14 protein-coding genes are annotated in these 13312 nt (G+C 28.2%); 6 read left to right on the top strand and 8 right to left on the bottom strand.

Annotated elements, in window-relative coordinates:
- Positions 1-8: 8 nt before the first annotated feature.
- Positions 9-947 carry a radical SAM protein gene (locus tag MHL31_RS05575; protein ID WP_240228091.1) on the bottom strand — a complete coding sequence of 313 codons (939 nt, stop codon included), beginning with the start codon at positions 945-947 and terminating at the stop codon, positions 9-11.
- Between the two features lie 231 nt (positions 948-1178).
- Between MHL31_RS05575 and MHL31_RS05570 the strand changes: the two genes are divergently transcribed.
- From MHL31_RS05570 to MHL31_RS05545, 6 genes are all read left to right on the top strand, one after another.
- Positions 1179-2027, top strand: a complete 849-nt coding sequence (locus MHL31_RS05570) for a PPK2 family polyphosphate kinase (RefSeq protein WP_240228090.1) — start codon at positions 1179-1181, stop codon at positions 2025-2027.
- Between the two features lie 268 nt (positions 2028-2295).
- Complete coding sequence (locus tag MHL31_RS05565; RefSeq protein WP_240228089.1) at positions 2296-2613, top strand: GIY-YIG nuclease family protein; 318 nt, start codon at positions 2296-2298, stop codon at positions 2611-2613.
- A 72-nt stretch (positions 2614-2685) separates the two neighbouring features.
- The gene (locus MHL31_RS05560) at positions 2686-3003 is read left to right on the top strand and encodes a GIY-YIG nuclease family protein (RefSeq protein ID WP_240228088.1); all 318 of its coding nucleotides are present in this window, start codon (positions 2686-2688) and stop codon (positions 3001-3003) included.
- Positions 3004-3291: 288 nt separating this feature from the next.
- A complete protein-coding gene (locus MHL31_RS05555) occupies positions 3292-4110 on the top strand; it encodes a 3'-5' exonuclease (protein WP_240228087.1) in 819 nt (272 codons plus the stop codon).
- Between the two features lie 2 nt (positions 4111-4112).
- Positions 4113-4601 (top strand): ABC transporter ATPase, encoded by a 489-nt coding sequence (locus MHL31_RS05550; protein WP_240228086.1) that lies wholly within the window; start codon positions 4113-4115, stop codon positions 4599-4601.
- A gap of 31 nt (positions 4602-4632) precedes the next feature.
- Positions 4633-7551 (top strand): glycoside hydrolase family 3 N-terminal domain-containing protein, encoded by a 2919-nt coding sequence (locus MHL31_RS05545; RefSeq protein ID WP_240228085.1) that lies wholly within the window; start codon positions 4633-4635, stop codon positions 7549-7551.
- Here the strand turns inward: MHL31_RS05545 and MHL31_RS05540 are convergent.
- From MHL31_RS05540 to MHL31_RS05510, 7 genes are read right to left on the bottom strand one after another with little or no spacing between them, the layout of a single operon-like run.
- Positions 7541-8593: a lysophospholipid acyltransferase family protein gene (locus MHL31_RS05540; protein ID WP_240228084.1), complete on the bottom strand. Its 1053-nt coding sequence runs from the start codon at positions 8591-8593 to the stop codon at positions 7541-7543. The two genes, MHL31_RS05545 and MHL31_RS05540, sit on opposite strands and share 11 nt — an antisense overlap.
- Positions 8594-8597: 4 nt before the next feature.
- Positions 8598-9503: a bile acid:sodium symporter family protein gene (locus MHL31_RS05535; protein WP_240228083.1), complete on the bottom strand. Its 906-nt coding sequence runs from the start codon at positions 9501-9503 to the stop codon at positions 8598-8600.
- Between the two features lies 1 nt (position 9504).
- Positions 9505-10197, bottom strand: coding sequence for a DUF4159 domain-containing protein (locus tag MHL31_RS05530; RefSeq protein ID WP_240228082.1), 693 nt, complete (start codon positions 10195-10197; stop codon positions 9505-9507).
- 42 nt (positions 10198-10239) lie between these two features.
- Complete coding sequence (locus MHL31_RS05525; protein ID WP_240228081.1) at positions 10240-10446, bottom strand: hypothetical protein; 207 nt, start codon at positions 10444-10446, stop codon at positions 10240-10242.
- Between the two features lie 27 nt (positions 10447-10473).
- Positions 10474-11184, bottom strand: coding sequence for a 16S rRNA (uracil(1498)-N(3))-methyltransferase (locus MHL31_RS05520; RefSeq protein WP_240228080.1), 711 nt, complete (start codon positions 11182-11184; stop codon positions 10474-10476).
- A complete protein-coding gene (locus MHL31_RS05515; RefSeq protein ID WP_240228079.1) occupies positions 11184-12302 on the bottom strand; it encodes a GTP cyclohydrolase in 1119 nt (372 codons plus the stop codon). Before MHL31_RS05515 ends, MHL31_RS05520 begins: the two co-directional genes overlap by 1 nt.
- Positions 12303-12317: 15 nt before the next feature.
- The gene (locus MHL31_RS05510) at positions 12318-13250 is read right to left on the bottom strand and encodes a transporter (protein ID WP_240228078.1); all 933 of its coding nucleotides are present in this window, start codon (positions 13248-13250) and stop codon (positions 12318-12320) included.
- Positions 13251-13312: the final 62 nt, after the last annotated feature.

Genomic DNA, 13312 nt, shown 5'->3' with positions numbered 1-13312 from the left:
TATTCAATTTATTTATGTTTTAATTCATAAAATAGTCCTCTTTCTAGATTAACAGTTTCTATTTTATTATTTGTTTCCAATCCTGCCAAATACTTATTTATTTCATTTATATGGATGCCTAAAAAACTATGTAAATCATCTAATGTACAAGGCCTTCTTGCAATTGTTTCTAAAATGGCTGTTTCAATATTTCCGTTGTACGATTCAATATTTGATCGTTTATCTGGAGAGGCTATTATTTCAACATTTGGCAACTTCCAATAATCATTAATTTTTTGTAATTCTATTTTTGTTAAAGGAATTAAGTCTTGTCTTGTTCCTGGGCGATCTAAAGTGTTTAATTGAATACTATCTGGTTTTATTTTAAGGATTGCTTCCTTTAATAAATTAAGTTCCTTTTTTGAATCATTATAACCTTTTAAAAATAATATTTCGAGCCAAATTTCACCTTTGTATTCTTTTCGTAAATCTACTAATCCTTGTATATGTGATTCAATAGTTAATTTTTTTGAAGGTCTGTTGATTTTTAAAAACACCTCTTTACTAGCAGCATCTAATGATGGTAGAATAACATCGGCATCCATCAATTCCTTTCTTAAGTTTTTATCAAAAAGCAAGGTTCCGTTTGTTAAAATTGCAGTTTTAATTTTTGGATATTTTTTTTTGATAAATTTTAAAATAGCTCCAATTTTACTGTTTAAAGTGGGTTCTCCAGATCCTGAAAAAGTGAAATAATCAATTTTAGGATTGTTGCTCATAAATTTTTCTAACTCAGTAATTACACTGTCATATTTCACATATTCTAATCTTTCGGTTGTAAGGTTAGTCGTTTTTCCTACTTCGCAGTAAACACAGTTTAAGGAGCAAACTTTTTTAGGTATTAAATCAATTCCTAAGGACATACCCAACCTACGCGATGGTACTGGACCAAAAAGATGTTTATACATAAGTTAATTTTTTATGTAATTATTGTTTTACTTAGTTGTAAGCTAAAACAAATTATTGTTGACAACGAAGTTACAAAGTATAGTGGTTATTAAGTGTAATGTAAATTACCAACCAAGTTTTTTATTTAATAGAAAGCATAAGTTTTACTGAAATTTTTTTGAAATTAATGCGTTATTCAAATTCATAATTAAATAATTTCATAATTTTATTGATAAATTAAAAACAAACAAATGAATAAATATAAAGTAACAGGTACTATAAAATTAAATGAAATAGAAACTAAAGAAGTAGAAAAAAAAGCTAAAAAGAAATTAAAAGCCATAAGAAAAAAAATAAGTGAAATTCAAGAGGCAATGTATGCCGAAGGTAAATATGCCGTTTTAATTTGTTTACAAGGCATGGATACTTCCGGGAAAGATAGTTTAATTAGAGAGGTTTTTAAAAATGTTAGTGCGCAAGGTGTTGTGGTGCACAGTTTTAAGGTTCCAACGGAGTTGGAGTTAAAACACGATTATTTATGGCGTCATTATATTGCATTACCAGCTAAAGGTAAAATAGGTGTTTTTAACAGAACACATTACGAAAATGTATTGGTAACACGTGTGCATCCAGAATATATTTTTGGAGAAAAAATACCGACAGTAAAAAGTTTAGACGATTTAAATGATGATTTTTACAATAACAGAATGGACGAAATAAATAATTTCGAAAAATTTATTTCTGATAATGGAACTATTATTTTAAAATTCTTTTTAAACCTTTCAAAAGAAGAGCAAAAAAATAGATTATTACGCAGATTGCGTTTAAAAGAAAAAAATTGGAAATTTTCACCTGGAGATTTAAAAGAACGTAAGCTTTGGGATAAGTATCAGTTTTGTTACCAAGATTTATTAAATAAAACTTCTAAAGATAATGCACCTTGGTATGTAATTCCTGCAGACGATAAACCAACAGCTCGTTTAATTGTTGCGGAAACTATTTATAAAACTTTAAAACAATACAATTTTAAAGAACCAGAACTGCCAAAAAAATATAAAATTGAAATTGAAAATTATAAGAATCAATTAGAGAATGAGTAAATTTTAATCTTAACAAGAAAAGTCTACTACAGAGAGTCTTCGACAAGTTCAGACTGACAATTAATAATGAATTTTAAATTAACAAAGTGTCATACTGAGCCTGTCGAAGTATGTTTTTAGAATAAAATTATAAAGATTAGTATTTTAAAGTTTATGAAGTCTTTTACATTGAGTCTTCGACAAGCTCAGACTGACGATTAAGAATGAATTTTAAATTAACGAATTGTCATACTGAGCCTGTCGAAGTATGTTATCCTAAAATAAAGCTATGAAAACGTATGATGTTTATATTTTAAAATGTGCTGATAATTCGTACTATGTTGGTGTTACTAATAATTTAGAAAAAAGAATTATGGAGCATAAAGAAGGTTTAGATTCTAAAAGTTATACATTTAAAAGAAGGCCAATAGCCTTAATTTGGAATCAAACTTTTAATGATATAGAGCAAGCAATTGGTTTTGAGAAAAAGTTAAAAGGATGGAATAGAGTTAAAAAAGAAGCACTGATTAATGGTGAATTTGACAAGTTGGTAAGGTTATCTAAAAATTATACTCAATACGGTAAGTCTTCGACAAGCTCAGACTGACATTAAAAACGAATTTTAAATTAATAAGTGTCATGCTGAGCCTGTCGAAGTATGTTATCCTAAAATAAAGCTATGAAAACGTATGATGTTTATATTTTAAAATGTGCTGATAATTCGTACTATGTTGGTGTTACTAATAATTTAGAAAAAAGAATTATGGAGCATAAAGAAGGTTTAGATTCTAAAAGTTATACATTTAAAAGAAGGCCAATAGCCTTAATTTGGAATCAAACTTTTAATGATATAGAGCAAGCAATTGGTTTTGAGAAAAAGTTAAAAGGATGGAGTAGAGTTAAAAAAGAAGCACTGATTAATGGTGAATTTGACAAGTTGGTAAGGTTATCTAAAAATTATACTCAATACGGTAAGTCTTCGACAAGCTCAGACTGACATTAAAAACGAATTTTAAATTAACAAAGTGTCATACTGAGCCTGTCGAAGTATGTTTTTAGAATAAAATTATAAAGATTAGTATTTTAAAGTTTATGAAGTCTTTTACATTGAGTCCTCGACAAGCTCAGACTGACAATTAATAACGAATTTTAAATTAACGAAGTGTCATACTGAGCTTGTCGAAGTATAATATATTGTTAAAAAGTTTAAAAAAACGGTGCAGGTATTCCTAAAATCGTAAATTACAAATTGTATATTTACAACTTAATATTTTTTAAGATAACTATGGAATTAAAGCTAACAAAACCGATTATTTTTTTCGATTTAGAAACAACAGGAATCAATATTGCAAAAGATAGAATTGTAGAAATTTCTATTTTAAAAGTGTTTCCAAACGGAAATAAAGAAAGTAAAACTTGGTTGGTAAATCCTGAAATGGAAATACCTAAAGAGTCTTCAGATATTCACGGAATTACTAACGAAAAAGTAGTTACAGAACCTACCTTTAAAGAATTGGCAGGTGAAGTTAGTAAAATGATTGATGGTTGTGATTTAGCTGGGTTTAATTCTAACAGATTCGATATTCCGTTGCTTGCAGAAGAAATGTTAAGAGCAAATGTGAATTTTGATATGAAAGATAGAGTTGCAATTGATGTACAAGTAATTTTTCATAAAAAAGAAGAAAGAACATTAAGTGCTGGTTATAAATTTTATTGTGGTAAAGATCTAGAGAATGCACATTCTGCAGAAGCTGATACAATGGCTACTTACGAAATTTTAAAAGCTCAGTTAGATAAATATGATGACCTTGAAAATGATGTTAATTTTTTAAATGAATATTCTAGACATCATAAAAGAGCTGATTTTGCAGGGTTTATTATGTACAATGATAAAAATGAAGAGATATTTACTTTTGGAAAATATAAAGGTCAAAAAGTAGCTGATATTTTAAAGAAAGATAAAGGATATTATTCTTGGATACAAAATGCAGATTTTCCTTTATATACCAAAAAAGTATTAAGTCAAATTAAAGAAAAAACTTTTTTCAATAAAAAAGAGAGTACCTTAGACGATTTGCAAAAAAAATTCAATCAAAAAATTTAAATATGTTCGTTAATTTTGAAGATTTAGATAAAAATGCTAGAGTTTGGATTTATCAAGCAAATAGAGCGTTTACTAATAATGAAGTTGAAATTATAAATGAAAAAACTGCCGATTTTGTTTTAGGTTGGCAACGACATGGAGAAGATTTAAAAGCATCTTTTTGTATTAAATACAATCAATTTATTGTGTTGGCTGTAGATGAAAATTTTAACAATGTTTCAGGTTGTTCTATTGATGCATCTGTAAATTTAATCAAGAATTTAGAAAATGTTTTTTCAGTAGATTTAACAAATAAGTTGAATGTTTCTTTTAGAGATGGTGATGCTATTAACATAGTTAGCATGGCAGATTTTCAAAAATATGTTAAGGAACAAAAAATTACTACAAACACTATTGTTTTTAATAATTTAGTAACAACTAAAGGAGATTTTGAAAACAATTGGGAAGTAACTGCAGATAAAAGTTGGCATAAACGCTTTTTGGTAAGCTAATTTTATAAATATTTTACATCTATTTTTAGGAATGATAAAGAAAACAGTTTTAATAGCTTTAATTTTTTGCGGCACATATTTAAATGCACAAAGTATAGATCCGTTATTGGTAAAAGATACTTTAGCGCAACAAAAATGGGTAGATACCTTATTAAATAATATGACAATTGATGAAAAAATTGGACAATTATTTATGGTAGCTGCTTATTCAAATAAAGATAAGTACCACGAAAATTTTATTTCGAATTTAATAGATAAGTACCATATTGGTGCGCTTATTTTTTTTCAAGATAATCCTTTAAAACAAGCAGAATTAACAAATAAATATCAGTCGCAATCTAAAATTCCGTTATTAATTGGAATAGATGGAGAATGGGGATTGAATATGCGATTAAAAAATACGTATAGATTTCCTTGGAATATGACTTTAGGAGCAGTTGAAAACAATTCGTTAATTACAGCTTTTGGAGTACAAGTAGGTAAACATGCGAACCGTATGGGTATTCATATGAATTTTGCACCTGTAGTAGATGTAAATACAAATCCAGAAAATCCAATAATTGGAAATCGTTCTTTTGGCGAGAATCCGATACAGGTTGCAGATAAAAGTACTGCATTTACATTAGGGCTTCAAAGTCAAAAAGTACTTGCAAGTGCTAAACATTTTCCTGGACATGGAGATACAGCAACAGATTCTCATCTTACACTTCCAACAGTAGATTTTACAAAACAGCGCTTAGATTCGGTAGAGCTATATCCTTATAAACAAAATTTTGAAGCAGGTTTAGGAAGTGTAATGGTGGCGCATTTAAGTGTGCCAGAATTAGAGCCAAATAAAAATTTACCATCTTCTTTATCAAAAAATATTGTGACAGGTTTATTAAAAGAAAAAATGGGCTTTAAAGGGCTAATTATTACAGATGCACTTAATATGAAGGGATCTGCAGATTTTAATTCTCCTCAAGAGATTAATTTAGCAGCAATACTTGCTGGGAATGATTTGTTAGATGTGCCTTTAAATATTCCAGAAACTGTTATCCGTTTTAAACAAGCCTTAGAGTCGGGTGAACTTACTGAAGAGCGTTTAGACGAATCAGTTCGGAAAATATTAAAAACAAAGTATTGGGCGGGTTTAAATAACTATAAGCCTATTGAAACTAAAAATTTACTTGAAGATTTAAATACGGTTGAGAATGAATTAATTCATAGAAAATTGGTTGAAAATTCGATTACTTTATTAAAAAATGAATCTCTTATTTTTCCAATTCAGAATTTAGATAAAAAGAAAATTGCTTATGTAAAATTGGGTGATGGTGAGAATGCTGATTTTGTTGAGAATTTAAAGAATTATACAAATGTAGATGTGGTTTCGTCTTCTAATTTATACGGATTAATTACAAAGTTTAAAAAGTATAATTTAGTTATTGTAGGATATCATAAATCAAATACAAATCCTTGGAAAAGTTATAAATTTAAAGAAACCGAGTTGGTATGGTTACAAGAAATTGCTAGAACTAATAAGGTTATTTTAGATGTTTTTGCAAGTCCTTATAGTTTATTGCAAATTAAAACTTTTGAAAATATTGACGGACTTTTACTTTCATATCAAAATAGTAAATTGTCTCAAGAAATTTCTGCACAAATGATTTTTGGAGCTCTTGAAACTAATGGAAAATTGCCTGTTGCTATAAATAAATCTTTTTCTGAAGGTCACGGCTTACATTCAAGTTCATTAAAAAGATTGGCTTACTCTATACCTGAAGAGGTGGGATTAGATAGTCGTGTTTTAAAAAAAATAGATTCGTTAGCAGCCATTGTAATAAAAGATAAAATGGCGCCTGGTTTACAAGTTTTAGTTGCAAGAAAAGGAACCGTTGTTTATAATAAGAGCTTTGGCTATCATACAGATCAAAAGAAAACAAAAGTTAAAAATAGTGATATTTATGATGTAGCTTCTATGACTAAAATATTAGCTTCATTGCCATTGATTATGGAGTTAGAAGAGCAGAAAGTATTGCAGTTAGAAAGTACTTTAGGTTCTTTATTGCCTCAATTTCAAGGAACTAATAAAGATACTTTAACTGTAAAAGAATTGCTATCGCATTATGCAAGGTTAAAAGCTTGGATTCCTTTTTATTTTAGCACTTTAGATAGTGTTACAAGTAAGCCTTCAAAAGAATATTATAGAGATACTTGGTCAGAAGATTTTCCTTTTGAAGTTGCTGAAAAATTGTATTTAACTAAAAGTTATAAAGACTCTATTTTTAATAAAATAGCTACAGCAGAACAACGTTTAAAACCAGGATATAAGTATAGTGATTTAACTTTTTATATATTTAAAGATATTATTGAAAATTACTATGGCGAAAATTTAGATGAATTAACACAAGAACATTTTTATAAAGCTATTGGAGCTAATAATTCAGGGTATTTGGCTATTCATAAATTTCCAAAATCTAGAATTGTTCCAACAGAAAAAGATAATTATTACCGCAATCAGCTTGTGCAAGGTTATGTGCACGATATGGGAGCTGCAATGCAAGGTGGTATTGGTGGGCATGCCGGCTTATTTACTAATGCAAATGATGTAGCTAAACTAATGCAGTTATTTTTGCAGAAAGGTTTTTATGGTGGAAAACGTTACTTTAAACCTGAAACTGTAGACAAGTTTAACCATAGGTATTTTGAGAAATTTAAAGTTAGAAGAGGTCTTGGGTTTGACAAGCCGCAACTTAATGAAAAAGTAAAAGCAACTTGTGGTTGCGTTTCAGAAGAGAGTTTTGGACATAGTGGATTTACAGGGACCTATACTTGGGCAGATCCTGAATCTGAAATTATCTATGTGTTCTTATCAAATAGGGTATATCCAACAATGGATAATAAAGGTTTGGTGCGTTCTAATATTAGAACACAAATTCAACAAGTAATACAAGATGCAATTATGGAGTAACTGTAGTTGTTTTAGTTGTTATTATTCCTGTAATTATACAAAATAATAAATATGCTAGTCCGTATTTATAATTAAAAATAACACTTATTATGCCTGCTTGTATGGTATAAAATAGAGGGAAAACAGTCATAATTAAAGCAAATCTATAAGTATTTGTAAATATAATATCTTTTATTTTTGGTTGTAAATATCTCCAAATTAATAAGGGGAAAAAACTGTTTATTTTTGTTAAAATATGAATAGGAGTGAACCAATTAATTTTTTCTTTTTTAACTTTTTTAGCTGGGGTTTTAGAGCTTAAGTTTTTAAGGGTATTGTTGGTTTCAATAGGATTTAAAAAATCAACATTTAAATCTGTTAATTGTTCAATAATTTCATCATATTTTTCTGTATCCTCTATATGAGTTGTAAGTTGTTTTAATTCAGAAGAAACTTTATCAATAATCTGTTTATAGGAAGGATCAATTTTTTCAGTATTAAAATAAGGATTTGCAACTATGGGTTTTCCATAATATACAGAAACACTTGAAGGGAAATTTAAATGAGAATCGTAATTAATACCAACAGGAACAATTTTTATTTCTAAATCTGGATATTTTTGAAGTGTTCCTAAAATTATACGGGCAAACCCTTTTTTTAAGGGTAAAATACGTCTAAATAGGTGGTGTTCACCTTCGGCAAAAATTTGTATCGCTTTTTTGGCTTTTAAATATTCAAAACATTGGTTAAAAATGGCAATATTTTTATCCATATTTTCTTTTCCATCTCTTAGTCTATAGACAGGGATGAGGTTTAAAGATCTTAGAATTTTATCAACTATTTTAATTTTAAAAACACTTGCTCGTGTTAAAAAATGAATGTTTCTTGTTGTTGTAGTTGGTATTATAATAGCATCTATTAAAGCGTTTTGGTGATTTCCAATAAATAAAATAGCACCTTCTTTAGGGATGTTTTCTGTACCATGAACTTTAATTTTTTTGTGTGTAAAAAAAAGTCCAATTTTTACAATAAACTTAACAGTATTATACCAAAGATATTTCAAAATTTTATACTTTTATTTGTTTTTTAGACCAATAGCTAGCAAGTATTAAGCCTGAAACAATATCCCAAATTGCCCAAAATGCTACCAATAAAGCCATACCTCCTAAACCATGGAAAAAGCTAAATATTAATAATAAGCCTAATCCAGAATTTTGTATTCCAGTTTCTATAGATAATGTTTTTTGATTTTTATATGAAAGACGCATAGCTTTTGCAAAATAAAAACCAGTTAATAGTGCAAGAATATTGTGTGCAATTACAATTAATAAAACGTAATGTATATAGTTTATAAAAATGTCAAAATTATCATAAAATGCTATTACAATAAAACATAAAAAAATTAGTAATGAAATAGGTTTTAATATTTTTGAAAGTTTAGTAGCCCAAGCAGGTTTACGGTTTCTAACCCACATACCTAATATTAGAGGAATTCCTAAAATTAATGTTACTAGTTTTACCAACTCAAAAGGATCTAATTCTACAGTTTGTAGAATTGAAGCTGTTGGTGCATATAAATTTCCCCAAAAATGTAGGTTAAAAGGCGTCATAACCAAAGAAATTAAAGTTGCAAAAGCTGTTAAACTAATAGAAAGAGCTGCATTTCCTTTTGCCATTTGGGTTAAAAAGTTAGATATATTTCCACCTGGGCAGGCAGCAACCATTATTAAACCTAAAGCAATACTTGGCATTGGATTTAATATTTTTATAAAAATAAAAGTTACTAAGGGGAGAATAAAAAATTGGGAAATAATTCCGGTTATTAAAATTTTTGGTTTGCTAAATAAACGTTTAAAATCTTCTAAAGTAATGCCAAGTGCTACACCAAACATTATTATTGCAAGTGTTATATTTAGAACCCAAAGACCTTCGGTGTCAAAATTTATTTCTAGCGAATCTAAGTTTTCTATCATATTAATTTTTAAAAGCGTATTCAATAATATTAGCACCCATTTGTAAAGCTTTTTCTCTTATCTCAAATGGATCGTTATGTACTTCTTCATCTTCCCAACCATCACTTAAATCTGCTTCATAATCGTAAAAACAAACCAATCTTCCTTCGTAAAACAATCCAAAACCTTGTGGGGTTTTATTGTCGTGTTCATGAATTTTTGGCACACCTTCTTTAAAATCAAATGTTTGATGAAAAATGGGATGATTAAACGGGATTTCTTGAAAATCTAAAGTAGGAAAAATTTTTTTAATTTCCCTTCTAATAAATTTATCGAGCCCATAATTATCCGAGATATGTAAAAAACCACCGGACATTAAATAAGTTTTTAGGTTATAAACTGCGTCTTCAGAAAATATAACATTTCCGTGTCCGGTCATAAAAATAATCGGATAATTAAATACGTCTATACTTGCTGCTTCAACAGTTTCTGGGTTGGTTTTTATGTTTGTATTAATTGCATCGTTACAAAACTCTATTAAGTTAGGTAAGGCTGTAGGATTTGCATACCAATCTCCACCGCCATTGTATTTTAAAATAGCCACTTGTTGTGCGTTTATATTGGTAAGGTATAAAACGCAAAATACGATAGTAAAAATGAATATTTTTAACTTTTTAACTTTTGATAATATTTTAGAAAATTGAATATTTTTCATATTAATTTAAATATGTAAAGTTTCATTGGTTTTGTTTTTACACTAATTGATTTTATTCTTTCTGTTGTATATAATTGATCTTATAAAAAATAAAGACATTGTTCCAAAACCAATAATACCAAATATTTTATCTAGTTGATTGTTAAATATTGGAAAACCAAAAATTCTAATAATTAAGCAAATTATTCCAACCCAATAAATAATGTTCATATAAAGTGGTTCATTTTTTGGAAAAGAATTTGTACTCATTTTTAGGTTTTTTAATTTGAAAGCTACTTATAATTCATTAACAAAAGCAACGCTGTGCGTAGCAACTACACCTGCTGTTTCTGTGCGTAAACGGCTTTCGCCCAAAGATACTGGAATAAAATTATGTTTAATACTTTTTGAAATTTCTTTGGTAGAAAAATCACCTTCTGGACCAATAAGTATTGTGGTGTTTTGCTTTGGTGTTAAAGCAGATTTTAAAGATTTTTTTGAAGTTTCTTCACAATGTGCAATAAATAATTGTCCGTTAAAGTCAGACTTTATAAACTGATTAAAAGTTACAAGTTCATTTAGTTTTGGAAAATGAAATTTAAGTGATTGTTTAGCAGCAGCGTGTATAATTTTTTCCATTCTTTCAATTTTCAAAACCTTTCTTTCGGAGTGATCACAAATAATTGGAGTAATTTCATCAATACCAATTTCGGTTGCCTTTTCTAAAAACCATTCAAAACGATCATTTAATTTAGTAGGCGCAATAGCAATATGTAGGTAATAATTCCAAGGTTTTTTATGTGTTTTGCTTTCTAAAATTTTAACCAGACATCTTTTGTCGTTTGCAATTTCAATTTCAGAAGTAAAAAGCGCTCCTAGTCCATTGGTGATAAAAATTTTATCTCCTTCTTTTTTTCGTAATACACGTACAATATGACGACTTTCTGTTTTGTCGAACGTAAATTGTTTGGTTGTAGTATTAATTTCAGAATTGTAAAATAACTGCATTATAAATCTTTTTTATACGTACATCTTTTTTTGTAAGTAACAGGTTCAAAATTTTTCCAAACAGCTGCAATTGCTTTATTACTGGCAAGTTCAGGTGTTCTTATACAAGTTTCGATTCCTATTTTTTCAAAAGATTTTTGATATTCATTAAAAATTAAAGCGTGTATTCCTTTACTTTGATAATCAGGATGTACCCCAATTAAATAAAATATGGCATCTTTACTATTATTTTTAGCTTTTAATAAATGGAAAATTCCTAGTGGGAAAAGTTTTCCTTTTGCTTTTTGTAATGCGGCAGAAAATGAAGGCATAGTAATGGCAAATGCTACCATTTCATCTTTTTCATTAACCACAAATTTTATATATTCTGGATTAATAAATGTGATGTATTTTTTTTTGAAATAATCAATTTCTATTTCAGAAATAGGAACAAAAGAAGGTAATACGGCATAACTTTTATTAAACAAATCGAACATTTTATCCACATACGGCATAATGTCTTTTGTTTTTGTGAAATTTAATGGAGTTAAATTATAGCGTTTTTCTAAAATAGTACTAATTCTTCTTAAAGGTTCTGGTTTTACATTAATAAAAGGGAATTTATTTTCTAAATATTCTTTTCCAACTTCAAAACCTAATTTTTCGAAATGCGTTTTATAATACGGATAATTATACCAAGTAACCATAGTACCAATATGGTCGAAACCATAGGTTAACACGCCAACTTTATCCAGGTTTGAAAAACCTACAGGGCCTTCCATAAATTCTAAATTATGTTGAAGTCCTATTTCTCTAACCTTTTCAAGTAGCATTTTAGAAACTTCAATATCATCTATAAAGTCGAACCAACCGAAACGCATTTTTTTTACTTTTTGTTCATTTATTTCGGTGTAATTAATAATTGCGGCAATTCTACCTACAATTTCGTTGTTTTTAATAGCCACAAAAAAACGGGCTTCTGCATGTTCAAATACAGGGTTAATTGTTTTGTCAAAAGATTCGAGTTCTTCTTTAATAATAGGAGGAACCCAATATTCATTATTTTTATAGAGTTTAAAAGGAAACTTTATGTAAGTTTTTAGCTCCTTTTTAGAGGTCATTTCTTTAATTGTAATCATAGGTGTAAGTTGCAATTAGTTTCTTTTTTTACCAAACAATTTACTAAAAAATCCTGTTCTTTTTTTCTTTTTTTTAACTGTTTTGTCTGAAAGATTTTTAAAGCTCATTGTATCGTAATGTCTATCTAATCTCCAGGCAATACCTGTTGAAAAATAATAATAGGTATAATCGTCAAAAAAATTTGTTCTGGCAGAAGCATCTACTTGTAAATTTTCATTAATTAAATATGCTAAGCCAGTTCCAAATTGGTATTTTGGAGCATAATCTTCTTGATATTGACCTTGGTTTTCAATAAAATAAGACCAGTTTTGATTAATAGCATAGGTCATAGTTATTATATATTTATAAAAAGAATCGTCTGTCGAGAATTTATCATTAATTAAATTTGTTAAAATAACCAACCTGTCTGTAATATCATTTTGAAGTAATACCGCAAGCTTATAGCTAAGGTCATCTTCTTTATAATCTTTACTAACAAATTTAGTATGTACTCCAGCATAAATTCCTATTGAGGGAATTAAACGCTTCCAATCAAAAGCATATCTTTTTTTAAAACTTCTAACTTCTTTAGATTTATCTGTAAAATCTTGTTGTCTTATTAAGTATTTGGCGCCAACTGTTAAGTCGCTTAAACCTTTAATATGCCCATTAGGATGGTGTGATAAATCATCAATTTGATAGGCTAAATTTAAGTCAAATTCTAATTTTTCAGAAAATTTTCCATATCTAAATAATAACTCACCTCCATAGGTGTCTGAAGGTACCGTATAAAGTGGGTTATCACTATTTCTATAAAATAAACCAGTTTCAAATTGATAAACATTTGTACCAATACTATATGGACTTTCCGATAAACCTGGTCGTTTAGAGTTTATTATTTCTGTATATTGTGCTTTAGCAATTTGAATGCTAAAAAAAGCCAAAAAAAGTAGCAATACTCTATTCATAAGTTTTTGTTAATTGTGGTGTCAAATATAAGATTTTATATATTTAAACGTTTTAGTTACTT

Origin of the sequence: Lutibacter sp. A80, assembly GCF_022429645.1 — a bacterium.
GTDB lineage: Bacteria > Bacteroidota > Bacteroidia > Flavobacteriales > Flavobacteriaceae > Lutibacter.
Note: the sequence above shows the minus strand (reverse complement) of the source record. Positions and strands in the feature narration are given on the sequence as shown.

What these genes read in the sequence shown, in the direction of transcription:
- MHL31_RS05575 (WP_240228091.1), bottom strand. Translation starts at nt 947, where the DNA reads ATGTATAAACATCTTTTTGGTCCAGTACCATCGCGTAGGTTGGGTATG.
- MHL31_RS05525 (WP_240228081.1), bottom strand. Translation starts at nt 10,446, where the DNA reads ATGAGTACAAATTCTTTTCCAAAAAATGAACCACTTTATATGAACATT.
- MHL31_RS05565 (WP_240228089.1), top strand. Translation starts at nt 2,296, where the DNA reads ATGAAAACGTATGATGTTTATATTTTAAAATGTGCTGATAATTCGTAC.
- MHL31_RS05520 (WP_240228080.1), bottom strand. Translation starts at nt 11,184, where the DNA reads ATGCAGTTATTTTACAATTCTGAAATTAATACTACAACCAAACAATTT.
- MHL31_RS05545 (WP_240228085.1), top strand. Translation starts at nt 4,633, where the DNA reads ATGATAAAGAAAACAGTTTTAATAGCTTTAATTTTTTGCGGCACATAT.
- MHL31_RS05515 (WP_240228079.1), bottom strand. Translation starts at nt 12,302, where the DNA reads ATGATTACAATTAAAGAAATGACCTCTAAAAAGGAGCTAAAAACTTAC.
- MHL31_RS05570 (WP_240228090.1), top strand. Translation starts at nt 1,179, where the DNA reads ATGAATAAATATAAAGTAACAGGTACTATAAAATTAAATGAAATAGAA.
- MHL31_RS05535 (WP_240228083.1), bottom strand. Translation starts at nt 9,503, where the DNA reads ATGATAGAAAACTTAGATTCGCTAGAAATAAATTTTGACACCGAAGGT.
- MHL31_RS05560 (WP_240228088.1), top strand. Translation starts at nt 2,686, where the DNA reads ATGAAAACGTATGATGTTTATATTTTAAAATGTGCTGATAATTCGTAC.
- MHL31_RS05550 (WP_240228086.1), top strand. Translation starts at nt 4,113, where the DNA reads ATGTTCGTTAATTTTGAAGATTTAGATAAAAATGCTAGAGTTTGGATT.
- MHL31_RS05510 (WP_240228078.1), bottom strand. Translation starts at nt 13,250, where the DNA reads ATGAATAGAGTATTGCTACTTTTTTTGGCTTTTTTTAGCATTCAAATT.
- MHL31_RS05530 (WP_240228082.1), bottom strand. Translation starts at nt 10,197, where the DNA reads ATGAAAAATATTCAATTTTCTAAAATATTATCAAAAGTTAAAAAGTTA.
- MHL31_RS05555 (WP_240228087.1), top strand. Translation starts at nt 3,292, where the DNA reads ATGGAATTAAAGCTAACAAAACCGATTATTTTTTTCGATTTAGAAACA.